At 37.5% G+C, this 25,880-nt stretch carries 21 protein-coding genes; 6 read left to right on the plus strand and 15 right to left on the minus strand.

The window, feature by feature from the left end; all coding sequences use genetic code 11:
* Positions 1 to 16 precede the first annotated feature (16 nt).
* A complete protein-coding gene (locus Q4489_RS10095) occupies positions 17 to 814 on the plus strand; it encodes a response regulator (RefSeq protein ID WP_303479762.1) in 798 nt (265 codons plus the stop codon).
* 11 nt (positions 815 to 825) lie between these two features.
* Here the strand turns inward: Q4489_RS10095 and Q4489_RS10100 are convergent, their stop codons facing one another.
* A complete protein-coding gene (locus Q4489_RS10100) occupies positions 826 to 2,343 on the minus strand; it encodes a sigma 54-interacting transcriptional regulator (RefSeq protein ID WP_303479765.1) in 1,518 nt (505 codons plus the stop codon).
* 248 nt (positions 2,344 to 2,591) lie between these two features.
* Here Q4489_RS10100 and megL point away from each other — a divergent pair, with 248 nt between their 5' ends.
* The gene (megL, locus tag Q4489_RS10105) at positions 2,592 to 3,797 is read left to right on the plus strand and encodes a methionine gamma-lyase (RefSeq protein WP_303479768.1); all 1,206 of its coding nucleotides are present in this window, start codon (positions 2,592 to 2,594) and stop codon (positions 3,795 to 3,797) included.
* A 97-nt stretch (positions 3,798 to 3,894) separates the two neighbouring features.
* On the opposite strand, the gene Q4489_RS10110 is transcribed toward megL, so the two are convergent.
* The 4 genes from Q4489_RS10110 to Q4489_RS10125 form a co-directional block, all read right to left on the minus strand.
* Complete coding sequence (locus Q4489_RS10110; protein ID WP_303479770.1) at positions 3,895 to 4,746, minus strand: endonuclease/exonuclease/phosphatase family protein; 852 nt, start codon at positions 4,744 to 4,746, stop codon at positions 3,895 to 3,897.
* 107 nt (positions 4,747 to 4,853) lie between these two features.
* Positions 4,854 to 6,209 (minus strand): DUF3472 domain-containing protein, encoded by a 1,356-nt coding sequence (locus Q4489_RS10115; RefSeq protein ID WP_303479772.1) that lies wholly within the window; start codon positions 6,207 to 6,209, stop codon positions 4,854 to 4,856.
* Between the two features lie 69 nt (positions 6,210 to 6,278).
* Positions 6,279 to 9,209 carry a discoidin domain-containing protein gene (locus tag Q4489_RS10120; protein ID WP_303479774.1) on the minus strand — a complete coding sequence of 977 codons (2,931 nt, stop codon included), beginning with the start codon at positions 9,207 to 9,209 and terminating at the stop codon, positions 6,279 to 6,281.
* Positions 9,210 to 9,301: 92 nt separating this feature from the next.
* The gene (locus Q4489_RS10125; RefSeq protein ID WP_303479775.1) at positions 9,302 to 12,163 is read right to left on the minus strand and encodes a TonB-dependent receptor; all 2,862 of its coding nucleotides are present in this window, start codon (positions 12,161 to 12,163) and stop codon (positions 9,302 to 9,304) included.
* 278 nt (positions 12,164 to 12,441) lie between these two features.
* On the opposite strand from Q4489_RS10125, the gene agaR reads away from it, so the two are divergent.
* From agaR to Q4489_RS10140, 3 genes are all read left to right on the plus strand, one after another.
* Positions 12,442 to 13,209 carry a transcriptional repressor AgaR gene (gene agaR, locus Q4489_RS10130; RefSeq protein WP_303479778.1) on the plus strand — a complete coding sequence of 256 codons (768 nt, stop codon included), beginning with the start codon at positions 12,442 to 12,444 and terminating at the stop codon, positions 13,207 to 13,209.
* 132 nt (positions 13,210 to 13,341) lie between these two features.
* Complete coding sequence (locus Q4489_RS10135) at positions 13,342 to 14,049, plus strand: AraC family transcriptional regulator (protein WP_303479779.1); 708 nt, start codon at positions 13,342 to 13,344, stop codon at positions 14,047 to 14,049.
* Between the two features lie 105 nt (positions 14,050 to 14,154).
* Positions 14,155 to 15,066, plus strand: a complete 912-nt coding sequence (locus tag Q4489_RS10140; RefSeq protein ID WP_303479807.1) for a DMT family transporter — start codon at positions 14,155 to 14,157, stop codon at positions 15,064 to 15,066.
* 50 nt (positions 15,067 to 15,116) lie between these two features.
* On the opposite strand, the gene zapE is transcribed toward Q4489_RS10140, so the two are convergent.
* The 5 genes from zapE to Q4489_RS10165 form a co-directional block, all read right to left on the minus strand.
* Positions 15,117 to 16,325, minus strand: coding sequence for a cell division protein ZapE (gene zapE / locus Q4489_RS10145; protein ID WP_303479782.1), 1,209 nt, complete (start codon positions 16,323 to 16,325; stop codon positions 15,117 to 15,119).
* Positions 16,326 to 16,407: 82 nt separating this feature from the next.
* Entirely contained in the window at positions 16,408 to 17,484 is a 1,077-nt protein-coding gene (locus Q4489_RS10150; protein WP_303479783.1) for an endonuclease/exonuclease/phosphatase family protein, read from the minus strand.
* Between the two features lie 44 nt (positions 17,485 to 17,528).
* Complete coding sequence (locus Q4489_RS10155) at positions 17,529 to 18,791, minus strand: DUF2254 domain-containing protein (protein WP_303479784.1); 1,263 nt, start codon at positions 18,789 to 18,791, stop codon at positions 17,529 to 17,531.
* Between the two features lie 166 nt (positions 18,792 to 18,957).
* Positions 18,958 to 20,352, minus strand: a complete 1,395-nt coding sequence (locus Q4489_RS10160; protein ID WP_303479786.1) for a M28 family metallopeptidase — start codon at positions 20,350 to 20,352, stop codon at positions 18,958 to 18,960.
* Between the two features lie 293 nt (positions 20,353 to 20,645).
* On the minus strand, positions 20,646 to 21,227 hold the full coding sequence (locus tag Q4489_RS10165; RefSeq protein WP_303479789.1) for a YqaA family protein: 582 nt from the start codon (positions 21,225 to 21,227) through the stop codon (positions 20,646 to 20,648).
* Positions 21,228 to 22,232: 1,005 nt separating this feature from the next.
* Between Q4489_RS10165 and Q4489_RS10170 the strand changes: the two genes are divergently transcribed.
* Positions 22,233 to 23,201: a dihydrodipicolinate synthase family protein gene (locus Q4489_RS10170; RefSeq protein ID WP_303479791.1), complete on the plus strand. Its 969-nt coding sequence runs from the start codon at positions 22,233 to 22,235 to the stop codon at positions 23,199 to 23,201.
* 153 nt (positions 23,202 to 23,354) lie between these two features.
* Here Q4489_RS10170 and Q4489_RS10175 read toward each other — a convergent pair whose 3' ends face one another.
* The 5 genes from Q4489_RS10175 to Q4489_RS10195 form a co-directional block, all read right to left on the minus strand.
* Entirely contained in the window at positions 23,355 to 23,762 is a 408-nt protein-coding gene (locus Q4489_RS10175; protein WP_303479793.1) for a hypothetical protein, read from the minus strand.
* Between the two features lie 110 nt (positions 23,763 to 23,872).
* Entirely contained in the window at positions 23,873 to 24,190 is a 318-nt protein-coding gene (locus tag Q4489_RS10180; protein WP_303479794.1) for a hypothetical protein, read from the minus strand.
* 139 nt (positions 24,191 to 24,329) lie between these two features.
* Positions 24,330 to 24,977 carry a hypothetical protein gene (locus tag Q4489_RS10185; RefSeq protein ID WP_303479796.1) on the minus strand — a complete coding sequence of 216 codons (648 nt, stop codon included), beginning with the start codon at positions 24,975 to 24,977 and terminating at the stop codon, positions 24,330 to 24,332.
* Between the two features lie 135 nt (positions 24,978 to 25,112).
* Complete coding sequence (locus Q4489_RS10190; RefSeq protein WP_303479797.1) at positions 25,113 to 25,370, minus strand: hypothetical protein; 258 nt, start codon at positions 25,368 to 25,370, stop codon at positions 25,113 to 25,115.
* Between the two features lie 101 nt (positions 25,371 to 25,471).
* Positions 25,472 to 25,810, minus strand: a complete 339-nt coding sequence (locus Q4489_RS10195; protein WP_303479800.1) for a hypothetical protein — start codon at positions 25,808 to 25,810, stop codon at positions 25,472 to 25,474.
* Positions 25,811 to 25,880 lie beyond the last annotated feature (70 nt).

Raw genomic sequence — 25,880 nt, forward strand, 5'->3', positions numbered from 1 at the left:
TCATTAGAGAGACATTATGACAAGTATACAACCAAGTGAGTTATCTATTTTGCTCGTTGAGCCATCTGATACGCAAAGTAAAATAATTATTAATCGATTAAAACAACAGAACATAACTGAAATTACCTTAGCAAAAACCTTTGATGATGCATTACAGCAAATAACACGTTATCACTTTGATTTAATTGCCAGTGCTATGTACTTTGATAAAGGTACAGCGCTTGATTTATTAAGCCATGTAAAAACCTCTGACAAATGCCAAGACTCAGCGTTTATGTTGGTGTCAAGTGAATATAAACGTGAAAGCCTTGAAGAGTTTAAACAGTCAGGTGTTGTCGCAATTTTGCCAAAACCCTTTACACCTGAAAACCTACACGCAGCCATTAACAATACCATTGATTTAATTTCACCAGAAGAAATGGAACTCGATTACTTTGACGTGCATGAAATTCGTGTATTACTTGTTGATGACAGCATGCTTGCTCGCAATCATATAAAACGTGTGTTAAATAATTTGGGGTTGTTAAAAGTTACAGAAGCAAAAGATGGCAGTGAAGCAATAAAAATACTAAACGAAAACATGTTCGATTTAATTGTTACTGACTTTAATATGCCTGAAATTGACGGTCGCCAACTGACTAAATATGTGCGAGAACAAAGCCAACAGTCACATATCCCTATTTTAATGGTAACCAGTGAAAGCAAAGATACCCACTTAGCAAACATTGAGCAAGACGGCGTTAATGCCCTCTGTGATAAGCCTTTTGAACCTAAATTTGTTAAACAAATTCTATATACCCTATTAGAGCATTAATACATCTGGGCTTATCCTATGCGATAAGCCCTAAGCTTCATCGCTATTTTATTATGCGATACGTTTAATCTTGCCGCTAGTTTTCGTGTGGTGGGGTAATGAGGATGAAGTTGCGTTAGCAATTTTTTTTCAAACTCAGCTTGTGCAGATGCCCAGTCTTGCACATGTAACGATTCTAATTGACCATCGTTTTTTTGCTGTCCAAAAAGGACTTGTTGCACATGTTCAGCATCAATTTGATCGCCATCAGATAGTGCAACTAATCTAAAAATAGTATTTTCCAATTGTCTTATATTACCTGGCCAATGATAACCACGAAGTAATTCGCGACCTGCTGGCGTTATATCAACACCCTTTTGGTTAACTTGTTGAGATGCTAAAGACAAAAAGTAATTAACCAATAACTCAATATCTGACTGCCGTTGTGCAAGTGTCGGTAATTCAACTTTTAATACATTAAGCCGATAAAATAAGTCTTCCCGAAACTCCCCTTGTATAAGCAATTCATCAAAATTTTGATGGCTAGCACTAATTATTTTCACATCGGCTTTAAATTCTTTTGTACCACCCACTTTACGATAACGAAAATCTTGTAAAAACCGCAAAAGTTTAGCTTGCAAATACGGTGACATTTCAGCGATTTCATCTAAAAATAACGTTCCACCATTTGCTAACTCAAAAAGGCCTGGTTTGCCGCTTTTGTTCGCCCCTGTGAATGCCCCAGAGGTATAACCAAATAATTCACTTTCAAGCAGTTGCTCAGGAATAGCCGCACAGTTAATCGTTAAAAAAGGTTTATCTTTACGTGGGCCTAATTGATGTAAAGCTTGAGCCACCAATTCTTTACCAGTGCCTGTTTTACCTACGACTAACACAGGTAAATCTAGGGTGGCAAAACGCGAGATCTGAGATTTTACTAAGTTAATTTGTTCAGATTCTCCGATCATGGCTTGCAGCGCGTTATCTTTAGATGATTGTACTAAGGATAACTGCCGCCCTACTTTTTCAACTGATTTTAAATAGATAACCGCTCCTGTGACCGTATTTGCGCTCATCACGGGGTTAATGTCTGCAATAAAAGGTTCACCAAAAAAAGTGACTGTCATACTTAACTCATGAGGTTGAATGAGCGCATCTATCGAAGCATCAATCACATCGTCAATATGACTATGCACTAAATCGACGTTACTTTGTTTTGCAATAGCTTTCGCAGCCTGATTAGTGGCTAAAATCATGCCTGTACTACTAATGTCTAAAATAGGATCAGTTATTTTTGCCAACAATGCTTGCACATGCTTTTCACGTATTTCAGACGGCATTTCAGTAATTTCAATGCACTGTTTTATTCCATCAACGGGCTTTAACAAGCGTTTAACTCGTGAAAAAGTCGCTTCTATAGCATCAATATGAACAAAGGTATTTTGGCTTTGAACCTCAATACTTTTTACGTTCCAATCATGAGAAGCAAACGTGGCTAATATTTCTTGGCTAATACCTACTCTGTCAGCAGATTCGATACAAATTTTCATGTAATAATTTTGATACTTAGTAATATTTTAATGACAACATTATAGTACTTAATTTTCAAGTATTTAGTGATTAAAGGCCTTGTTAATTTAATTTAAAAAACAACTTGTAATAAAAAAATTACAATAATAATGAACCTACTTTTGCATATAAAGATTAACTTATTGTTTTATATGTAATTTATAGTTTTGGCGTGAATATTGATAACAAATTCATTAACGAACGTATTCCGATATCACATGAGAAAACTATGATTAAAAGCAAATTTATCGAAACACAAGTTGTACACGGCGGCAAAATAAAAGACGAACAGTTTGGTTCGTTAGCGTCTCCTTTATATCAAACATCAACCTTTACTTTCGACAATGCAGAACAAGGGGCACAACGGTTTGCGGGTGAAGCTGAAGGGTATATGTATACGCGTCTAGGTAATCCTACTACGCGTGAACTTGAGCAACGTATGGCACAATTAGAAGGAACCGAAGATGCAGCCGCAACAGCCACAGGTATGGCTGCGGTATCGGCGGCCTTATTAACCAATTTAACAGCGGGCGATCACTTGATTGCGTCAAAAGCAATTTATGGCTGCTCATATGCTTTAATGAATCACATGTTAACGCGCTTCGGCATTGAAGTAAGTTTTGTTGATATGAGCGAAGCAAAAAATATCACCGCTGCTATTCAAGACAATACCAAAGTTATTTTTCTCGAATCTCCCATCAATCCGAACTTACAGGTACTTGATTTAGAATCTATTTTATCATTAGCAAAGGAACATCAATTGATATCTATCGTTGATAACACTTTTCTAACTCCTGTACTACAAAAGCCCGTTCGCTTTGGTGCAGATATTATTGTACACAGCGCAACAAAGTATTTAAACGGTCACGGCGATGTTGTAGCTGGTATTATTTGTGGGCGCAAAGAGATGATAAATGAGATCAAACTAACGGCACTAAAAGATATTGGCGGTACCATGAGCCCGCATGATGCATGGTTGATCATTCGTGGTTTAAAAACGTTGCCGATTCGAATTGAAAGACACTGCCAAAATGCCCAGTTAGTTGCCGAATTCTTAGAAAGTCACCCTGCAGTAGAAACCGTATATTACCCAGGTCTACCCTCGCACCAAGGCCACCAGTTCATTGGTAAACAAATGAAAGCTGCAGGTGGTGTAATCGGTTTTGAACTCAAATGTGACGTAACAGGTGGTGCCGAATTTATTAATCGTATGCAATTGTTTTCCATCGCCGTCAGTTTAGGTGATGCTGAATCTTTAATTCAACACCCAGCATCAATGACACACTCGCCCTACAGTGACGAAGAACGAGTAAACGCAGGAATCAGCGATGGCTTAATTAGAGTTTCAATTGGTTTAGAAAATGTAACCGACATCATTTCAGATCTAAAACAATCGTTGGATCTAGTTAGGGTTAATACGACAAAAGTGGCGTAGAGAAAACACTATTTATCATTGTTGCTGTGTTGTCATACTCAGACAAGAAGATAAGCTCGGCATGTAACGTCGAGCTTACCATTGTCAAAAATCTGCACTAATTTGCCTTTTGCGTAACAAGGATTGAGGAAAGTACCGCGGCATGATCAGAGAAAGTATGCTGTTCAAAAACAAAGCTTTCTAATAACGAAAGTGAAGTCGCCTGGCCACTTCTAACCGCAATAAAATCTATCTCAACAACTGGCTTTTCTTCTTCATTTGGCCCTAAAAACGTTGAGGTATTATTCACAATAAATGAAAATCCTGCGTTTTTAAACAGCTCTAGCGTGCGTGAGTTTGGATAATCATTAAAATCACCAGCCAAAATTACAGGTAGTTTTCTATCTAACTGAGAAAGTAATTGCGTGGCTTGTTCAAAACGCGCGCGATCCTCTAAAGGCCAATCAAAATGTATCGGAATAAAAAGTAAAGGCTGCTTTTCAACATTAACAAGCAATTGCGGAAATACACGAGGCTCTAAGCCATCGGGCAATGTTATCGACTTACTTTTCAAAATTGGCATTTTACTGAATCCAGCAATGCCATACTGGCCTCCATCAAAAGCCATAAATGGTTGGAACAAACCATTTAATGATAACGTATTGGCAAAGTATTTTGTTTGGTTTACGCCTTTAACACGCTTAGTAACTTGATCAATTTCCTGAAGTGCTAACAAGTCGACATTTTGCTGTTTTATAAACGCCGCTTGCTTTGCAATACTTATATCACCATATAAATCAGTACCATGCCTTACGTTATAGGTCATTACTTTCAAAAGCGTTGATTTTAATGACTCTGTTTTCGCTGCGGTTACAGGCGCCGAGCTTAAAACAGAACAAACAAAAACTACGGTGAAAAGGCAAACTTTACTCATGCCATAGCTGTTACAATTAAATAAAATTTTGTTCATATTATGTAGACTTCATCAACATTAAACGCTTAAAAAAAGCTTAGGTTAAGCAATGTAACTTACTCAACCTAAGCTAACCCAACACCAACGGGTACTAAGTCCAAAAACTAAGGAAGTTGTTCTAAATTTATAGGTGGTAATTGTGTATTCTTGCGTGTAAACGGTGTTTTATATGCGGTATGTTTAGAGAAAAAACCTGTGTTTTTCAAATAAAAACCGTCACCTTTAATTCCACCTTGGTAATCTACACGTGCTTCTTTTCTTGCAGTTGCATCATAGGTAAATTTAGCATTTACCATTGGCTCCCAAGCTTTACCGCTTGATTTGACCCATTGGTTACTATATTCAGCCATGCGTTCAAACTGCCCTGCTCCTGGTATAAAGTTCTCTAAGAAAGAGTATGGTGATGCTAAATAAGTTGTAGTTTTTGGTCTTCTAAAGCTGGCAATAAGCTGCCATTCTTTAATTTTTGGATCATAAAAATAGGCAGTAAAGTCTGTTTTATTTTCCTCGGGTCTTGGTTGATATCGAGTTAAAAAACCATAGGTAACCTCTGTTTTCCAAGGATATTTTACATAACTTTGACCACCAGAGCCTTCGTTACCAAATTTTCCTGTGTAAACATCATCACCTTTTTTTAACAACTTTATTTTATATTCTTCTGGAATACTCGTTGGATCATCTGTTTGATATGGACTCCAAATAGAAAACAAAACTCTGCGTTCAGTTTCTGAGTTTACTTGTATACCGAAATAGCCGCCATTAAAGCCATTTGCCATATAATAAGAACCTAGCGTGTCTTGTCCCTCAGGCACGGTGATCTCACTATAAAACCATTCATAATTGCCGTTTTCTTCTGGTAATTGATATTGTAAATGTACTGATGGCCCTCTTCGACCCCAGTAAAAATCATCTTTAACATAATAATTATTACCGCCAGTGGCTGCGCCACCAATGAGAAGTTGCGAAATAGCTGGATAGTAATCACTAGAGGTTTCAATACCGGTAATTACCACTTTTTGGTAGCCTGGTTTTACTACCTCAAATTGTCCAATAGGAATAATCTGTTCAATAGGATTGGACAACGAAATATGTTTTTTCTCATCATTGAGCTCAACCAAAATAGTTGAGGAACCCGCTAATGCTTTGGCTTTAAGCCCTAAATTAACCTTGCCAACCTTACTGACATAAAAGTAAGTAGATAATTGGTGTTGATTATTCTTCCATTGCGTTATCCCGTCGTTTGTGATCAACGTATCGGATGCTTCTATATCGTTTTCAATCCAACTATTACCGGCAATAGGCACTTCAATGGTAAGATCGTCAGTAGTTAAAACCACTGCCTGATTTGCAGTTTTTTCAGTCTTGTTTGTGCTAGAACCACACGCACCAAGCATACCAAGACACACTATACCTACTACACAATATTTTACGTGTTGATACACCGATTTCATTTTCATCATGTTCTTTACTCTAAATAAAAAAGGAAGAAGGTTTTACTCTTCTTCCTTTTAACACTCATCGTTAACTAATTATGGGTTAACACGAATACCAAACTCAACTGCCGCAGCAAAGTTGTTACCATTTTTCTCACTTAGCGCAACAAACTTTATATAACGGCCTGTTATTGCATCAAATGCTGCAATTTCAGTATTACCATCACCTTTCCATGTACCTGTAGCAACAGCACTACCCCAGTCGCTATTATTGTCGCTCACATACACTTCATAGCCAGCTATGGTGCCATTTCCGCCACCGGCTCTAGGCGTATAGTTAAATTGAACAATATCTTTCGCTTCGCCTAAGTCAATAATAACTTCATGCGGGAACCCTGGAATACCACTCCATGGAGTATGCCAATGATTCGCATCAAATGAGCCATCGAATGCATAAGACAATTCATTACCTGGTTGAGCTCCTGAGCTAGTAGAATAACTTAACGTGCTGTTATCCACTTTCTCAGAAGTATTAACACCAACGTTAAATTCAGAGGCTGCTGCCCATGCACCACCACCTTGCTCAGACAGTGCTACAAACTTAACAAATCGCCCTGGTTTATCAGTAAATGTTACGGTTTTAACATCTGCACTGTTTTCCCACGTACCTTGTGCTACCGGCTCACCTAAGCTATCAGCACTGTCGCCCACGTAAATTTCATACTCAACAACTGTTCCATTACCACCACCGGTGCGCGGCGTGTAATCAAAACGGTTTACCTCGTACTTTTCACCAAGGTCAATCAGCACTTCATGAGGATAAGCAGGAACGCCGCTCCATGGTGTATGCCAATGTCCAGCATCGCCAGTTAAGCCATCTAGTGCAAAAGACAATTCATGGCCCGCTTGCGCCCCTGATGGACTAGTAGCGGTTAATCCAGCATTATCGAGTAATGTTGAGTTCACAGGAATATTAACATGGTTACCATCACCTGTGTCTCCGCCACCAGAGCAAACACCGCCATTATCTACTTCAGTTTCTGTGTCGTCTTCACCACCTTCTGCTAGTGGGTCTGAACCATCATCAAAACCAAATTTAATTTCTGCAGCTGATGCCCATTCACTACCGCCACGTTCTTCTGTTGCGACAAATTTAACAAAACGACCTGTTACAGCTTCAGTAAACCACTCAATTTTTTCGTCGGTGTTATCTTCCCATGTACCAACAATTTGTGGTTCAGCTGGGTAGACATCAGGATCATCAGAAATATAGAGTTCATAGCCAACAATTGTACCGTTTACACCACCATCTTGACGCGGTAAATAACGAATGCGGTTTACATCATAAGTATCCCCTAAATCAATGGTAATAGTATGAGGATAAGTCGGTGCCCCATCGCCCCAATTTGTATGCCAAATGGTTGCTTCATTACCATCAAATGCATTGCCAAGCCCATTACCTGAACCTGTTGCTGACTCTGAGCTAACAATATAGTTTGAGCCACTGATCCAGCCTGGTTCACCATCTTGCGTTGTTGATAATGCTAAGCATGACACATCAGTTCTTGCCGTCACTAGTACGTAATAAGGCGTTTCTTCACGAACATTGACCGGTAAACGACATGATTCAATGCTACTTCCAGAGAAGCCAACACAGTCATAATCTGTGGTAGTAGGCATGCTATTTTCCATCACGTAAATATCAGCATCACCTTTGTCACCGGCTAGTTTTACTGTCATTGATTTAGAGGCATCTAAACCCATAACTTGGTATAACTTTGACTCACCAGCAGCAATTGATTCAATGACAGTTGCTTCATTACGCTCAAGTAATTGTGCCTCTTGAGCAATTTCTATGCTGTCATCAATTTCCAATTGTCCAGCATTTGCCGTCGCTTTGAATGTGCTTGTTTTACCGAATATATTTTCAATTTCAAGCGTGATTTCGTCATCAACATCAATAAGGTCAAACGTTGCACTTCTTGTTTGCGGATCAGTACCTTCTGCAACCACTTTATCATTAACTAATACACGGTAAGATAATTGTGGCACTTCCGTGGTGGCTAGTTGCCAATCAATACCTGTCGTAGTAATCGTTGATAAAGTAACACTGGTAGGTGCATCATCAGGCGCGGCTAATAAATAAGGCCTTGATAGCTCACCTTCTGGCTCGAACACATCTTCATCTTCTTCTGGTCCAGCAGCTCCACCCGTTGACATGCGATAATAATCAGCGTTCGATGCGATATCGAAATTGTCATTATAAGCGGCTGTTGCTTCCTCTTGAACCACATTATAATCAGCATTTGTGAAGGCTTTCCAACCGCCATCCATGCCACGTTTACGACCATTATTAAACAGCGCAGTACGAGTGTTATTACCTGTACCTAGCCAATCTTCAACAAATGAGCCGGTTTCTGTGCTGAAGACAACCCATGGCATAGGGAAATCCATGGTGACTAAATGCGTCCACACCCCTGTTTCTTTATCTTGAGACCAAAAAGCAAAATGGGTATGACCGTCATCTCGGGTATGCCACACTTTAGTCGCAAGGGTATACCAGCGGTCTGGCTCCCAACCTAATTGAAAGTTCCAAGACTTAAGACCCGTACCTTCACCCCCAAATAATTCAACTTGCGTACCTTCACCTTGATATTCAGCTGTGATCGGCTCGCCATTTGAAGGGTCCCAAATTGAAAAGATAAAATTTCTTCCGTCAGGATGATCTTGAATACCCGCATAACCCCCGCCATCAAGACCTGCATTCCAGTTTAATACTGAGTAATAGGTATAAGTTGTTAGACCATTAGATGGAATATACACATCTTGCATAATGGTATCACCATTAAAATCATCACCAAAACGCAACCATGTTGAAGGCGCTCGGTCTGTTTCACCTGGTGGTATAACTACCGGTTTTTCAACAACAATATTTGTAACATTTTCGTCATCAGACGATCCGCAACCGGCAGTCGTAGCAAGTATGATCGCCGTTGATAATATGGATAACTTGTTTTTAAAATTCATCACTTTTTCCACGCTATTTTTTTAGTTGCAGCAAGTAATTGTTATGAAGATGAACGCATACTTGCCGGAGTTCTTGTCTCATTTATTGGAAATTAGAATCGATAATTAACACCTAGATTAAACAGGCGCCCTGAACGATACAGATAAGCGAGTTGCTCTTCGTTCTCGATATAGGCATAACCACGTTCATTAGTAAGGTTATTTGCTGAAATATTGATATTAAGTTGCTCAGTTAGGTCATAACTTGCACTAAAATCAAGCTGACCATAATCTGCTTGCCACCTAACACCACCCCAGTCTTCTTCATTTGTTAAGTATTTATCGCGCCAGTTATAGGCAAAACGTGCTTGAATCTTGTCTTTTTCATAGTAAATAACGGCGTTATAAGAATGTTTAGACATACCTTTGAAAGGTAAGTCACGTTCACGAAAATCAAATTCATCGTGACCTTCTTCTACTTCGTCATAACCAGAGTCAACAATGGTGTAGTTTAATTGAATACCTAAACCATCGAATGGCGCTGGTAAAATATCGGTAAAAGATTGTTGATAGGCAATTTCAACACCTTGAATTTTTCCGCCAGCATCACTGTTAATATGTGATTCAATCGTGAATTCTTCACCATCTATATCAATGGTGCCGTTTCTACCGTACGTAGAAAAGGTTTCGATATCTTTGACGTAAAATGCGGTAGTTAAAGCACCGTATTCAGAAAAATACCACTCTAATGCCAAGTCACCTTGCGTTGCACGTAATGGCTCCAAACCTGGGTTAGATGCATGATATTCGCGATCATTAATATTAACGTAGCTCCATGCTTTTAAGTTACCAATGCTAGGACGCGTAATAACTTTTGACGCAGCCGCACGGAAAACCAACTCATCGGTTAGGTTTAATTTAAAGTTGAAACTTGGTAATACATCTTGATACGAATCTTCAAAATCAACAACTTCTTGATAGTTTTCAACCTCTTTCAAAAATTTGATAATTTCAGGGTTCTCATTGTCTGCTGCGACAAAATTCACTAATGCTGGGTTTAATGAAAATCCGGTACTAGTCACTTTGGTTTCTATTGCGCGTACGCCCAGATTTAATACATATGGAAAATCGTAAAAATCATCTTCAATGTTTATCGCAAGGTAAATAGCACTTGTTTGTTCAGATACATCATATGAATCATTTGGACGAGGCGTTGCTTTTATCAGCTGATTTGCAGCTTCTGGGCTGATACTTTCATAGAAAGAGAATAATTTATCGTAATCAAACATTGGCCATGGCGTTGGGTGTTTACCTGGTTCACCACTCATAAAGCCATCAAAGTTACCTGCAATTACTGCATCACTTGGTAGTCTGAATAAGTCAAAACCGTTGATTTCCTCAGCCGAAGAAAAATCAATGTTCCATTCATCGTATTCGGTTGAGTCTAAGATGGTACCTGCATTTGAGAATGCACTAGCATTCTTAGAAGCGTTTGCGACCGTGGTTTTTGTCTGCTTACCAATATTTATCCCAAAATCAACTGAGGCAATCCAGTGGATATTTGGTACCCATTTACCATCAACACGGAATTCACTCACTTTATCTTTAATACCCGTACCACTGTTGTAACTGTAGTGTGCCCCAAACGGCGAGCTTGAATCTAAATTAGGAGAAACAGTAACATCAGGTAATAAATTACTCGTTGATGCATCAATTGATACTTCTTCAACAAAACCACGGGCTACAATGTAGCGGTTATGGCCATTATTTTCGTTTTCTGATTGAGAATGTGATAAATCGAAGTTTAGGGTTAATGAATCATTCACACTCCACTTACTGTTAACACCTACTTGATATGTTTCAGTAATTCTCGGACGAGAAACGTTCAATAATTCAGCCATTGCACCACTGTTGTACATGGTCATTTTATTGACTAAGCCATTATCAGCAAAACCAACGTCTTTCACGCCTGGAATACCTGGAGTCCAACTTTCATCGTATGTTACAAAAGAAATTTGTGATTCAGTACCATTGGTTTCATATGAAGAATAGATACTGTCAAAATTTAATTCAAAATCATCCGTTGGTACCCACTGCAATGCTAAACTACCGCCGGTTCTTTCGCGAGTATCTTGCTTGTTACCATAACGAAGGTAACCAGGGATAATTGAACCCCATTCATTATCAACGTATTTATCAAATTCACCATTACCGTCCACATCTTGGCGAATAGTAAGTTCTGGATCTGTCACTGGATTATAAAAACCTTGGCCTTCATAGCTATCAATACGCAAGGTTCTTTCAGAATACACTGCGGTAAATAATGCACCAAATTTACCATCATCAAAGGTGTTGCTTACTAAAAATGATGCTTGAGGCGTGGTATCTTTGGTTCTATCTTCATAAATGCCTTTTGCAGAAGCAGACATAGTGAAACCATCAAAATCAAGCGGTCTACGGGTTTTAATATTGATTACTGAACCAATACCGCCTTCTTGTGTTTGCGCAACAGAAGACTTATAAACTTCAACGCCGCCTAAAAGTTCAGCAGCAATCAAGTCGTAATTAAAGTCACGGCTATTATGTTCAGAAGCCATACGACGTCCGTTAATGGTAGTAACGTTATAGTCACCACCTAAACCACGAACCGTTACGTTTTGTCCTTCACCAGCATTACGTGTAATGGTAATACCTGTAATACGCTGTAAAGCTTCAGCAACGTTTTGATCCGGAAACTTACCAATATCTTCTGCAACGATGGCATCAACCACTTGAATAGAGTTTTGCTTTATAAATAAAGATTCTTTTATACTGCTCTTCATACCGCGAACTTCAATAACTTCGGTTTCTTTTTCTTTCGCGTTTTCAGAAGTATCCACTTCCTGATCTGTTTCTTGAGCAACTGTGCAAACACTACTGACCCCCAATATGGAACCAATAAGTAAGCTCAGGTATTTTTTCTGGTGATTTGCCATGCTGTACCCTCTCTTATATCTCATGTTTAGTTGTAGTTATTATTTGTTTTACTTTTACCACACTATATATATACACCTAATGAAACCCATAAATCAACAATTAAAACCAACAAAACCTTTCACTTTTCATTTAAGCAAGGCGAAATAAAAACAAAATACACAACATTTATTCAAATAATTCAATCAGATAACCAATACGAAAGAGTATTTACAGCTTTTTATTGTTGAAAGATTATGAAAGAAGATTATGATAATCAAAACGTAGTAAGTTGGAAGTTATGATGAATACGGTAGAAAGACGACATGATATTGTGCAAAAAACTCTCAAGCACGGACGAGTAGCTGTAGATGACTTAGCTACTAACTATCAAGTATCAGAAGTCACCATTCGAGGCGATTTAAATTATTTAGATAAAAAGAGCTTAGTCAGTAGAACCCGTGGTGGCGCTGTGGCTAGTAAGGTGATTTCTAAAGAGCTTTCAATCAATGAAAAGCATTGTGCTCAAATAGATATTAAGCGAAAGTTAGCAGAGTTGGCTAGCCATCAAATTAAAGAAGGTGATGCTATTATTCTAGATTCTGGCTCAACTATGGCTGAATTAGCAAACTGCTTGCATACTTTTGAGCGGCTCGTTGTTATGACCAACGGTTTAAATGTTGCTCAAAACCTATTAAGTGCTTCTGGGGTAGAGGTATTGATGACTGGCGGAGTGCTAAGAAAAACATCGTTATCTTTTTACGGTAGACAAGCAGAAGACAGTTTAGAGCGCTACCATTTTGACAAAGCGTTTCTCGGTGTAGATGGTATAGACTTTAATTCTGGCATTACGACACATTTTGAATATGAAGCAATGATGAATCGTTTAATGCGCAAAGTTGCTAAAGAAGTGATCACCGTTGCAGATTCATCAAAGTTCAATCGTTCAGGCGTACACAAAATATGTGGTTTAGCTGAAATAGATGTTTTGATCACTGATTCAGGCATACCTGATGCTTTTGCTCAAATGCTTGAAAGAAATGGTGTGAATCTTATTATTCATCCTTAAAAATTATATTTTGTGAATACAACTTGATGCATTCATGCTAATTATAACGAGTCAATGCAGCTTAGACTAAAGAAACCATTAAACTTATCTGCACTTTTGATTAATAAGCAAATAAAGCAAGAGACTTTAAAAATGCAAAATATGTTATCAATACGCTCTTATAACACAAAACCCGTTAATCATTCTCATTGCTTTAATCAGTTAGTTTTACCAATACGTGGTGCAATAAATATCTCTGTTGGAAATTTCAATGGGAGGGTAGCGATCGGCGAATGTGTTGTTGTTAGAAGCAGCGAAGAGCACATATTTACCGCTGATATAGAAGCTCGATTTGTTGTTGCTGACATGGATGAACTTCCAGTCAATATATCATCATCCCATTGTAATGTATTCTCAATTAATTCCCCATTAAAATCATATTTAACTTTTATTGAAAGCCAGCTAGAAAATACAATTAATACGCAATTAGAGCAATCAATGTATCACCTGTTTTATTTGATTTTAGCAGAACAACCTCTACTACCAAAAATTGATAACCGCATCAGTACTGCAATTTCCTTTATTGAAAAACATATGGCTACCCCACTTCAAATAAAGTCTTTAGCTGCAACTGCCTTCTTAAGTGAAACACATTTTAAAAAGTTATTTAAACAACAAACAGGTTCAACAGTAATGAAATATGTCACTAAGCTTAGAATGGAAAAAGCACAAGCTTTACTTACGCATACAGATTACCCATTACATATTATTGGTGAAATGGTCGGGTACCAAGAGCCATCTGCTTTCAGCCGAAAATTCTCACAATATTATGGCTTATCGCCCACAAAATTTAAAAAATAAATATCGTCTGAATAGTTAACGATTGCGTCCGAATTGTTAAAAAACTCGCCTAAAATTCATCTATCCTTTTGGCATTGAAATTACCAAAGGCAGTACAACGTGAAAATGATTCACAATGATAACAAAGGTATATTCGCCATCATTATCGCGAGTTTTTTATGGGGAACTACAGGTACAATTGCAAGCTATGCACCCAATATTAGTCCTTTTGCCATTGGCGCTTTTTCCATGGGGTTAGGAGGAGTATTACTCGTTATTAGCGCTCGAAAAACACTGTTAAATAACTATAAAAAAATGCTAGCCAAACCTAAGCTTTTGTTTTTTGGTGCTATATCTGTCGCTGTTTATCCTTTAGCATTTTATTCCTCAATGCGACTGTCTGGCGTTGCCATCGGTACAGTTATATCAATTTCAACAGCGCCATTCTTTGCCGCAATACTTGAACGTTTACTAAACAAAAAAACAATTACATTACAATGGATACTGAGCTTTATGCTAGGCTCTGTAGGTATTATCTTGTTAGCCTTAGGTAAAGATGACAGTGTTTATGTTACTCATCAACTTCATCAACACAGCTTGGGTATATTATTAGGGTGTATGGCAGGTTTTGCTTATGCTGGTTACTCTTGGGCTGCAAAAAATTTAATAGAAAGTGGCGTTCATGCTCAATCGTCAATGTCTGGTCTATTTGGTCTTGCCTCTCTCATTTTGCTACCGTCTTTATTTTTTACCGGCGAGCACTTATTTTCAAGTGCCTCTAATACGTTTATTTCATTATACATGGCAGTTATCCCAATGTTTTTAGGATATATATTATTCAGTTACGGTTTAAATTATATTGAAGCAAGTAAAGCAACATTAATCACTTTAATTGAGCCGTTAATTGCAACATTGTTAGCGATAATTATTATTGGCGAAAAGTTTACTATGATTGGCTGGTTCGGGGGGATATTAGTTTCGCTATGTTTGTTAATTCAAACGTATAAAATAAAAAAGACCGCGGCATTACCGCTATAATTTAACAATGTAAGTTTGCATTTATTACTCACAATAATTTGTAATGGATACTATAAGCGTTGATATTCTTCCGATGCCATTTCTATTAATCGACTGTTGGTTCGTTCAAACTCAAACATCAACGTTCCACTATTATATAATTCACTTTGTTCAACATAACTGGTTAGCACAACATTCAACTGGCGATCATAACACTCATCAATAAAAGCGATAAATCGTCTTGCGGCATCATCCATAGGAGCTAGGCGTATTTCTCTTTCACCTGTTTTGCTAGCTGAATTATCCATCACTAAACCGTTGTCTTCTGTGCCTCTTGCTTTTATACGTTCATAAGGTTGCCCACTTAATGGTGGTATATTTAATAATAGTATTGTGTCGAATTGCTTCGCTAACTCTACATAATCAAAATGACTACGTGGGCCTTGGCATAGTTGTGAAAAATCAAAACAGATGCTGCGATTATTCTCATTAGTGCTTGAAGCAATAAAGGGAATATTTCTACCTAAGATAACTATCTCATTTGGTAAGTTCTCTGCACCTATACTGCTAGCTGACATTGAGAAAATTAAATTATATTCACTTAACAAGTGCTGGTGTAGTTTATGTTGTTGCTTAACATCATGAGGTAGTTGAAAGTAAATTTTTTGAAAGGTTAAGGTACGATGCCGATGATCTTGTTTTCCATCAAGGTGTACTATTTTCGTGTAGTGCTTGATGGCCGCAATAGCAGGTAAAAATCGTTCACGTTGTAAGCCATTGCGATATAACTGATCAGGTGCACAATTACTGGTAGTAACAATAACAATGCCGAAATCAAACATCGCTTTCATTAACCTGCCTAGTAACATTGCATCACCAATATCTGAGACAAAAAATTCATCAAAACAGAGTACTCTATATTGTTGGCTATATTGTTTAGCAATAAGCGTTAATGGCTCTGGTTTACCGGTTAAAAGCTTAAGTTGGTGATGAACGTCTTGCATAAAGTGATGAAAATGGTGTCTTGTGCAAATTTCTGCGGGAAGACTTTGCACAAACAAATCCATTAAAAAGGTTTTGCCTCGCCCTACTTTCCCCCACAAATATAACCCTTTTACTTCAGCGATGCTCTTTAACAAACCACGTTTATGCGGTGTTTTCTGTATTGTTTCATAGAGCTGTTGCAATAAAGAAATAGCCTGACTCTGAGCAGGATCAGCATAAATTTTATTTTGATTCATTAATGCGTTGTATTGCTTTATAGGTGAATTATCTAACATTATTTCTATCTATATTTCAGCGGATATAATACTTCTTGAAAGTTTTTACAATTACTTTTTAATGTACGCTTTAGTTATAATCTTATGGTTTAGGTACACTTTCTTTACTCACGCTTTCCTTATTAACAATTTCTTTTGATCTATTTAGATCATCAATATCTGCATCAATACCACTCTGTTCTACTGCATGCTTAGGCGTATATGTTAGTTTTGTTAACAAAGGAAAATGATCAGAACCAAAAGCCGGTAAGCGTTTAATAAAGTTTAAAGTAAAATGTTCACTATGAAATAAATGATCTAATGGCCAGCGCATGAAAAAATAATTTGCATGAAAAGTATTAAACATGCCTCGCCCTATTCGTGGATCTAATAAGCCACTAATTTTACGAAATAAGCGTGTGGTGGCTGACCAAGCAACATCATTTAGATCACCGGTTACAATAACGGGTAAATCTCTCTCTGCAACGCTTCTAGCTACCACCACTAGTTCTGCGTCTCGTTCTGCTGACTCTGGATTTTCAGTTGGACTTGGCGGAGCAGGATGAATAAAGTGCATGCGAACCGATTCGCCTGAACGTAACGATAATTTTGCATAAATTGAAGGCACATCATCTTCTACTAAATAAGCGACTTCGTGCTCTAAAATCGGTAATCTTGAGTAAACATGCATACCATAAAGGTTATCTAATGGGCATTTAACTGCATATGGCATATCACTTTCAACCGCATTGAGTTTATCTTCCCACCATTGATCAGATTCCAGCGTTACTAATACATCGGGGCAATGTTGTTCTACCATTTGAATCAGAGAATCGGCATTTCGATTAGGTGTAAGCACGTTAGCAGTCATGATAATAATTTGATTATCTGCATTACTTATTTGCGTTTGTTTGACTTCTGTAGGCCAAATACTTGTGTAAGGGATTATCCACCAAAGCTGCCAAATTAAACAAAAAGTTGATATTGAAAGTAAAAGCCACGTTTGTATTGATTGTTTATCAAGAAATAGATAATCAGCTATTAACAAAGCTGCAATTAGAATACCTAGTTGTAATCGCGGAAAATCTAACCCTCGAATGATCCAATGCGGGTGTCGCGAAAGAGGAAGCAAGGTCAATAGAACCACTAACGCTGTACAAAAAATTAATATTACTGACACAACAAAAACCTATTTTATTTTAATAATAATGTTTATTTAAAAATTCATCTGCCGTTTGCGGCATCGTTAACTGCTGCTACATCTTCCTCAATAACAAGCGCATTACGTGCTCTTTTGAGTGCAAGTTTTTTATGGTAGCTTGCTTGTTCACAGATATGTTTATTAGTAAGTGATTCAAGCGAAGATAAGCCTTTTTGTAAACAAATGCAGACTTCAACAGAGCTTGCGCCGTCACGGGCAATAGCCGTAAAGGCATCATTGAATAAATCAGACATTCTTAATTCCGGCACGAAAACACGATCAAAAACTATATTATTATTTTCTTTTGATGGTTGATTGATTAACGAAATCAAACGTACCAAAGTACCAGTGACTTTGATAGCAGTACCGGGGTCGTTAACAGCAGGCGATAAAGCACGGGCAGCAATCTCTGATAATGCAATCACACCAAATCTAGGATCATCCTCAAAAGTACGATCCTTTCCTATATGAAATGATTTAAAAAAGTCAGAGTAATCAACCTCAGATAATTCCGTTGAAGTAAAATCAACGTAGGCTAGCGGCTGATCTGCAGTTGTGAATGCCCCTGGCAGTACAGCAATTTCAACGTGCGCTTTAACCTTTTCAGCCCAACATTGAATTTTCACCATATCAATAAGTTGAACATAGCCTATTTCCTCCGTAAAAACAGCTTCCCCTTTGCTTGTATTGTTGGAAATTGGTAAGCCGCCGAGGGTAGGTTTATCTCTTCGTCGTATTAAAGCTGCTTTTGTCGCATGTTCAACCTTATCAATGGTCGAACCAACAAGACCTAATCGTGCAATACTATCAACCCAACGCACAAAAGTGACAACAACCATCGCAAATACAATCATCGTTAAAACAAAAATAACGAAAAGACCTGCTTTATCATAAAAGGCGTTCTTTACTGCTGTTAATGCCACCACGCTGAAAATAAATGCACCAACAAATGTTGAAAGCGCATTTTGAGAAACATCATCAGCAAGCACAAGCTTGAAAGAACGAGGTGTAGCTGAATTACTCGCCGCAAAATATGCTGACACCATAGACGAAACCGAAAATGTAGCGATAACTAACATACTTGCAGACAATAGTGAAAGTAAGGTTTCTACCGAATCTTTTGTTATATCAGGAATGGAAACTTCAATAGGATAGCTGTCAATAATTTTGGCAGCAAACACTAATGCAATAGAAAGCAAACATACCACTAAAGGGCGAACCCAAAGCTTTTCACCCAATCGATGTAACAGAAATCGAAGCCGGTCTAACGAAACGAAAGAATTCATACTGATACCTTATGTATTGCCTTACAAATCATTGCGGCTTTCCTTGATTTCTTATCATGATATGCCATATTGCAAAAGAGATACACACGACATGGTAAAAGAGTTAACCGAATATCAATTTATATAAACCTTATCAATGACTGAACAATACTTTTCGGTAATATCGCTATTGAATATTATGATCAAACGAGCCAACATCACCAGGGAACACAACGGGTGATTCAACACCGTTTTTATTGACACTAGCAACCCCAAAGTAATAGTTATCAATGACAATATTATCAAGTGTAAACTCATTTACATTATCAACCCAGCGACTATATTGCCATTGAGGTTCGCTAGTGTAGCGCCAATAAATACGGTAACCCGCAATATTTTCATCTTTTGCTGGCTGCCACGATAATGTCGTGCTGGCACGTACAGCACCTGAAATTTCAACCCCTTTAGGTGGCGCAGGTGCCCAGGCCATAGAAGCCAAACTAACTGCGTTTAGTGAAGTAAGTTTAGCGGCATAGTCAAAATCAACTCCATCAATGGTATCCCCATAAACAATACCGTCTTCAGTGCGTAAATCTTGATGTTGTCGATCATAATGTTCATTAGTTTCCATAATGCGCACTGCAGCAAAGCCAGCATCATTAAACGGACGATGATGCCCTCCTCTACCAAACCGGTCGAGTCGGTATACCAATATTGTATCTAAGTTTTCAATGTATTGATCGGCAATAGTATCTATGTAACGCGCTAAATTTCGACTAGCTGAATCAACCTCTCCGCCAGTAAAGCGGCGTTTACGAGCTTGAGCTTTAGTTTCAACAACTCGCGTACCTTCAGAAAAAATCCGTGCGGTAGTATTATCAGTTACACCATTAATACCCGTAATATTACCAATCATATCGTTATTTAATACGCCATGAATTTGCCAATTATTTTTTTGCGCATAAGCGGTTAATATTTTACCACCAAACAAGCCTTGCTCTTCGCCAGATAATGCAGCATATACAACCGAGCCATTAAATTTATACTGAGATAAAACCCGAGCCGCTTCAATCACTCCAGCAACACCCGAGGCGTTATCGTTTGCGCCTGGGGAATCACTGGTAAAGTCCATTACATCGCTGACTCTGGAATCTATATCTCCCGACATTACCACCATTCTGTCGGGATCAGACATGCCTCGTTGAATCGCTACTATGTTCACAACTTCAACAGGATCAGGGATACGTTTTTCACCAGATATCGTCTTTTTAACTTCTATGACTTCCAAGCAGCCACCACATTTAGCAGATATAGCGTCAAATTCTTGTTTAATCCAGCGTCTAGCTGCGCCAATTCCGCGAGTATCGGATTGCGTTTCTGACAAAGTATGACGAGTACCGAAGTTAACCAGCGTTTGAATATCAGATTCAATACGTTGAGCTGATATTTGTTGTGCAATTTGGTGCAACTTTGATTGTTGCGAAGGCTCTTTAGCAATAGCATTTAAAGGTTGTGAAAATAGTGAAGCTATCGCACCATATTTTATCAACCGACTAACTAACTTTACGTGTGTAATTGACATCGCATTCGTATCCTTATAGTGAATATGTCCAACATGACAGAGTGAAACCATCACCGCAACTCATTTGAGATAAACGTTAAACACCATAAGTTTAAGTGTACGTTATTCAGAACAGTTCAAATTCCGCTAAAGCCTAGTTTGATCACCTACCGCACTTTCTTAAATTGAAGGCTTACGTAAAATTAAAATGAAATATAACCCAATAAAATTGGCTCAAAGGACAAAACATTTCTCACTTTTACATGAGAGCTAATGAAAAGTTGCTACCACTTTACCGTTGAAATAAATGGTTCTTATAGAGTGCTTATTCCCCATGCCGTCAGCACTAAAAGAGTTAACACAATAATACTTTTAGTTTTATGTTTATTTATAATACGTTCCGCTTGATTACCTGCGTAATACACGACAATGGCCAGTCCAAAATACCGAATAGATCGCGCAATAGCTGAGGCCGTTAAAAATAATATAAGAGAGTATTTCGTTGCACCGGCAGCAAGCATCGCAATTTGGAACGGTATAGGTGCAATTCCTAGAGTAATTACAAACCAAAAGCCTTGGTTTTGCATTTGTTGTTTCACGCTTTCAAATTGTTCAGTACTGAAAAAGGTGCTAATTATCCAATCACCAATGGCATCAAATAGATAATACCCCAATGTGTAACCTAATAAAGCACCGATAATACAACCTACCGTTGCCATTAAAGCAATAAGCCATAATTTTTCACGACGCGCTTGCATTAATGGCACCAATACGGTTTCAAGAGGAATAGGCACAATGGTAGATTCTAAAAACGAGGCAATCGTAACCCCACTAAGCATGTTTTTTGAATCAATTAACTGACGTGTTTTACGTTTTAATTTTTTTTGAATAGCCAACAAGAATTCCTTTTAATTTAATGCTTTTGATAATATTTCTTCAGGTAAACTTCTACGTTATTCAATACTCTTCATTTAAATTATTTATTCTTAATCTTTATCTTTATCTTTAAGTTATCGTTAACTAAAAAGAGGTTAAATTATTTATTTTTTAAATAGAGTAAAAAATTTGTTCGGGCGACTTCAAGAACAAATGAAACTACCAGCACCCATAAGGTTATAATTATATAGCCTAATCCAACCAACGGATCAGAGTTACACATAGATTTAAACACTTCACATGACAAGAAATCCAAAAAATATGTAGAACCAATAGCTAAACAAATTAATAATACAAAACGTAATAACGATACCACCTTTAATAAATGTATTATAAAAACAATTAAAATTGATACTAATAACACATACAACATAACCACCATGGTTTATCCTCTTCCTTATTAAGTTATCCTCGCTGCATAGAGTAGTTTGTTGCAAAGCTAAACAGAGCTAAAGCTTGTTAATCACCTAAAAAATGCCACCTCATCCAACCAATTAATACTATATAAAACAGGCAAATACACTCATATTTAAATCAATGCAAGGTAAAAAGCCTATTTGCTTTTTTTCTAATTAAACTCACGCTTCATAAATTTATCATAATGACATTGATATAGCTTCCTGAAATAAAAAGGGTCAGGTACATTAAATGGAAAAGTGCAATCACTAGATTAAAAAACTTCGTAAGTAAAAGCTTTACTTGAATGGAAAAACTATAGGGATAGTGGGTGTTTTGTTTCAACCATCGGGTAGGATGAAAACATCGCAATTGAATACAGCCAAAATGAAGTGAAAATATTGAATACAAGAATTAGCTGAAATTTGGTGTGTGATACGCCAAAGGCGTTAACATAACTTTATAACGGATATAATTCTACAAACTTCCTGCTTTGCCGAAAGAAATTTATCTGATACAATCCATTTAGTATATTTTATACAATTCGATTTTAAACTAAAGGTAAGATAATGGAAACAAATAGCACAGATTGGCGATATACGGTTATGCCGGCCGTGTTTACATGGCTAAAAGAGTCAGAATCCGGTGCCCTTGAAATTGACTTTGCTGCAACACAAAAATACGCTGCAGATATATTGAAAGTAGAAGGAAAAAGCGGTAGCAGAATGGGCGGTTTAGTCGGTTCTGGTACGCTAGGTGAAAATAGTTACCTAAGCGCAGAGCAACGCCTTTCGTTACTTAAAGCCCTTTCTGTTGTTGCTAAAGAATACAATGTGCCGTTAATCAGCGGAGCTGCGGCTGAAACTAAAGAAGAACTTGCCAACATTGTTAAAGAACTAGCAACTGTTGGCGTGGATACCGTAATGGTAATGCCACCAAAAACTCAGGAAACGCCTTCTGATGAGGAAATGTTTGCCTATTATGAACTGTCTGCAATAGCTGCAAAAGAGGCAGGCGTAACCATTATGCCTTATAACAACCCTGATGCCGCTGGATATCATGCACTTTCAACAGATATTCTTAGAAGACTTGCTGCCCTACCAGAAGTAACTGCTCTTAAGATATCGACGATAGATGTTTCAATAATTGAAACGTTAATGTTAGAAAACAAAGACTTAAAAATTCTGGCGGGTGTTGACACTGTAACAGTACACGCCGGACTTGCTGGCGCATGTGGTGGAATTACCGGTGTAGGTTGTATTTTTCCAAAAGCGAGTGTCACCATGCAGGAGCATGTTAATAATGGTGAGTGGGCTGAGGCAAACAAAATTTCTCAAGCGATGAACTCCATTTCATATCTTGATGCTCAACCACTACTTATGGAATATCTTAAGTTTGCATTCGGCATTCACCATAATGATACTACCGGAGGGCTTCGTACCCTTGGCAAGAAATTAACCCAAGAACAAATAGATGATGTGCGCGCTAGGTACTTGCTAGCCAAAGAAAGACTTGAACTTCTAGGGTTATTAGACTAATTCTTTCATCTACATAAAAGGAAGAGCTCCGTATTTACGGGCTGTTGAATCAACCTGGAGCTACTATTTTACGATGGTAGCTCTTTTACTTTTATCGTTTGTTAAAATAAAGACTAGACTTTTCTTATTACTATGTACGTTTTTTAAAAAACATTAGCTTGATTTTGGCAAAATAAGTGATTTAACTATATCTCCACTTGTACTCCTACTACGAAAACTTAATAAACTTTTAAAGTTAAATTCAGACACTTTGATCGTGCTTTCACCTAGCCAAGACACTTTATATTCTAGTTCCTCCGGATGACCATCTAACACAACTAAAACGTCCCTATCATCTGGGGCATCAAGTCTATTAACAGAAATTTGAGTTTCAAAACTTGTTGTTGCGCCGCAATTAACGATGGAAACAATTGCCACATATTTCTTATTTGGGGAAATGAAAGATTCGTATTGATCATATCCACACCCTTCAAATAGCAAAGAAAAAGGAGCAATGATTAAACAGCCTACCCAAAAAATCAGTGCACCACCGTGCCATAAATAGTTAAAAATGAATTTCATGTGATCATATCCCTATAAGCCAACACCTTGATAAACCAAAGCTTGTAACTAAAAAAATGTTTAACGCAGTGAAAAAAGCCAGCGGTTAATTTTCCTGTTTTATTGTCTCTTTAAATGTTTTTAAACCTCTGCATTAGATAGATGCCACCAACGATTGTTCCAAACGGGACACTCAATAGAATGATAATAGACATAGGCAATGCAATTTTGTGAACAGCTTCATTTTGTTTTAATAAATATATACCACAAAGTAAAACGAGAAAATTAATTGCCAACAAGATATTAATTAACAAAAAAATTGAAACCGGTAAGGATTGAAAGTTAGTAAATTGAGTGACACCAAATATATAAGCAATTACAAACGCTATAATTGCGAATGCTCCATAAATTGTATACGCGATACCTGAAACCTTAAATTGATTTTCCATAATGTTAATTTATCTCCATCCTAAAGAAACACCTAATGCTTTGCTTAGTAGCAAAAAAATAGTTGGCTAAAATTAGCGAGGAACGAGCGCCAGCCAAGCTTTAGACGTCACATCCATAATCTCTTGTTAGGGCTACCAACTAATTGATTTGCTCTCTTATTGCATATAGATGGTCAAGTAATGTTTCTAATTCATTAAGCAAATCATCTAAAGAATTCAGAGGCTTATCACTATTTAACTGTGGCATATTTTCAATAGTATGTTCTTTATTAGCGACCTGCTGCTGTAATTGTTCTGCAAAGATCTGGATTCCAAAAATAGTGCCTGAAATCCTAGCTATCAGATCTATGCTTTCACCTTGTAAATACTTATATAAGCTACGTTCAAATAATGACTCATAACGTACTTCGATACGAGCAGCCACTTCAACCAATGCTATTGGTGGTCTGTTGTTTTCAATACAATGTTTAACGTACCCAACTTTAGCTTTTAGGTCTTTTACAATAATAATTGCATGATGAGTTGACTGGACAGTTTCAACTCTTTGTTCATTTGCTTCCAATATACGATTATTAATTATCAGCCGGTTAGCAATCTGTACAACTAGAAGAGCAGTTAAGGGGGGCAGTAAAGGTTTAGCTCCCTCGAATAGAGAGTTAAAGTCTTTATTATAAAGGCAATAAATAATCCTGAAGAGAACAAGACAACAGTACGTTATCAATAACCAAGTAAGCCACCTTATGTCACGATCAATAGTTTCATACTTTTTTACTAAATCGAAAATCATCGAACTTCCTAGTAGCTCTAACGCCCCAATCAGGGACTGAAAATAGCTTGCTAAAATGTGTAGCAAAGCGGAACCGAGCAAGCTGTTAGCAGTCCCGTTACTGTATTGGCTTGTTATGTATCTTTAAACCTATACTTATTTAACTTTCTCAATTAACGCATCAATTCGTTTATTTGTTTTAATAGCTGCTAGATAGCCATTTGCTACACAAAATAAAGAAAAAGAGATTAATATCTCCATTCTATTTGATGTCATATCAACCTTAAAGTAAAAGACTTGAACCAGAATAAATATAACAATACACAAACCAAAAAATATAAACGTATTTGGATTAATTTTGGTTTCTTGCAACTCTTTTAATAGGCTTTTATTTTTACTACTGACTTTTTCCATAAAGCAATTTCCTACTAGATATAAAACGCCCATTTAAGGGGCTGATAATAGTTTGCTAAAATGTGAAGCGGAGCGGAACCGAGCAAACAGTTAGCAGTAAACTAGCTACGTTTAGGGTAAACATGATAACGATGCCTACCTGTGTGTTCGATAATGACTTTATCACCGGCAGTCATATTGTGAGTTTTAAAGAATTCTTTAACCCATGAGCGTTTACGGAAGATATTTTTATCACCTGCAATGTCAGTAACTACAGGTTCATTAATCCCACAATGAACCTCAAGTAATACTGGCGCAATATCTTGTGAATTTGAACCACCGAAAGAATCACTTGGGAAAAACTCAGTAATTGATGAAAGGTATAAATGATCATTATTTATATTTCCTTGAGTCAATTCAATCTCGACATACTGCATATTTACTCCTTTACTGCTAGACATAATGACTCCCCACGAGGCTAGCCTCCATCATCGTGGGTTAACTTAAAAAGACAGAGCCATAATTAGTTTG

Origin of the sequence: Thalassotalea sp. 1_MG-2023, assembly GCF_030546745.1 — a bacterium.
In the GTDB taxonomy this organism is placed as follows: Bacteria; Pseudomonadota; Gammaproteobacteria; order Enterobacterales; family Alteromonadaceae; genus Thalassotalea_C.

Coding starts and splice junctions, on each gene's coding strand:
- Q4489_RS10095 (WP_303479762.1), top strand. CDS start 17: ATGACAAGTATACAACCAAGTGAGTTATCTATTTTGCTCGTTGAGCCA.
- Q4489_RS10100 (WP_303479765.1), bottom strand. CDS start 2,343: ATGAAAATTTGTATCGAATCTGCTGACAGAGTAGGTATTAGCCAAGAA.
- megL (WP_303479768.1), top strand. CDS start 2,592: ATGATTAAAAGCAAATTTATCGAAACACAAGTTGTACACGGCGGCAAA.
- Q4489_RS10110 (WP_303479770.1), bottom strand. CDS start 4,746: ATGAACAAAATTTTATTTAATTGTAACAGCTATGGCATGAGTAAAGTT.
- Q4489_RS10115 (WP_303479772.1), bottom strand. CDS start 6,209: ATGATGAAAATGAAATCGGTGTATCAACACGTAAAATATTGTGTAGTA.
- Q4489_RS10120 (WP_303479774.1), bottom strand. CDS start 9,209: ATGAATTTTAAAAACAAGTTATCCATATTATCAACGGCGATCATACTT.
- Q4489_RS10125 (WP_303479775.1), bottom strand. CDS start 12,163: ATGGCAAATCACCAGAAAAAATACCTGAGCTTACTTATTGGTTCCATA.
- agaR (WP_303479778.1), top strand. CDS start 12,442: ATGATGAATACGGTAGAAAGACGACATGATATTGTGCAAAAAACTCTC.
- Q4489_RS10135 (WP_303479779.1), top strand. CDS start 13,342: ATGCAAAATATGTTATCAATACGCTCTTATAACACAAAACCCGTTAAT.
- Q4489_RS10140 (WP_303479807.1), top strand. CDS start 14,155: ATGATTCACAATGATAACAAAGGTATATTCGCCATCATTATCGCGAGT.
- zapE (WP_303479782.1), bottom strand. CDS start 16,325: ATGTTAGATAATTCACCTATAAAGCAATACAACGCATTAATGAATCAA.
- Q4489_RS10155 (WP_303479784.1), bottom strand. CDS start 18,791: ATGAATTCTTTCGTTTCGTTAGACCGGCTTCGATTTCTGTTACATCGA.
- Q4489_RS10160 (WP_303479786.1), bottom strand. CDS start 20,352: ATGTCAATTACACACGTAAAGTTAGTTAGTCGGTTGATAAAATATGGT.
- Q4489_RS10170 (WP_303479791.1), top strand. CDS start 22,233: ATGGAAACAAATAGCACAGATTGGCGATATACGGTTATGCCGGCCGTG.
- Q4489_RS10175 (WP_303479793.1), bottom strand. CDS start 23,762: ATGAAATTCATTTTTAACTATTTATGGCACGGTGGTGCACTGATTTTT.
- Q4489_RS10180 (WP_303479794.1), bottom strand. CDS start 24,190: ATGGAAAATCAATTTAAGGTTTCAGGTATCGCGTATACAATTTATGGA.
- Q4489_RS10185 (WP_303479796.1), bottom strand. CDS start 24,977: ATGATTTTCGATTTAGTAAAAAAGTATGAAACTATTGATCGTGACATA.
- Q4489_RS10190 (WP_303479797.1), bottom strand. CDS start 25,370: ATGGAAAAAGTCAGTAGTAAAAATAAAAGCCTATTAAAAGAGTTGCAA.
- Q4489_RS10195 (WP_303479800.1), bottom strand. CDS start 25,810: ATGTCTAGCAGTAAAGGAGTAAATATGCAGTATGTCGAGATTGAATTG.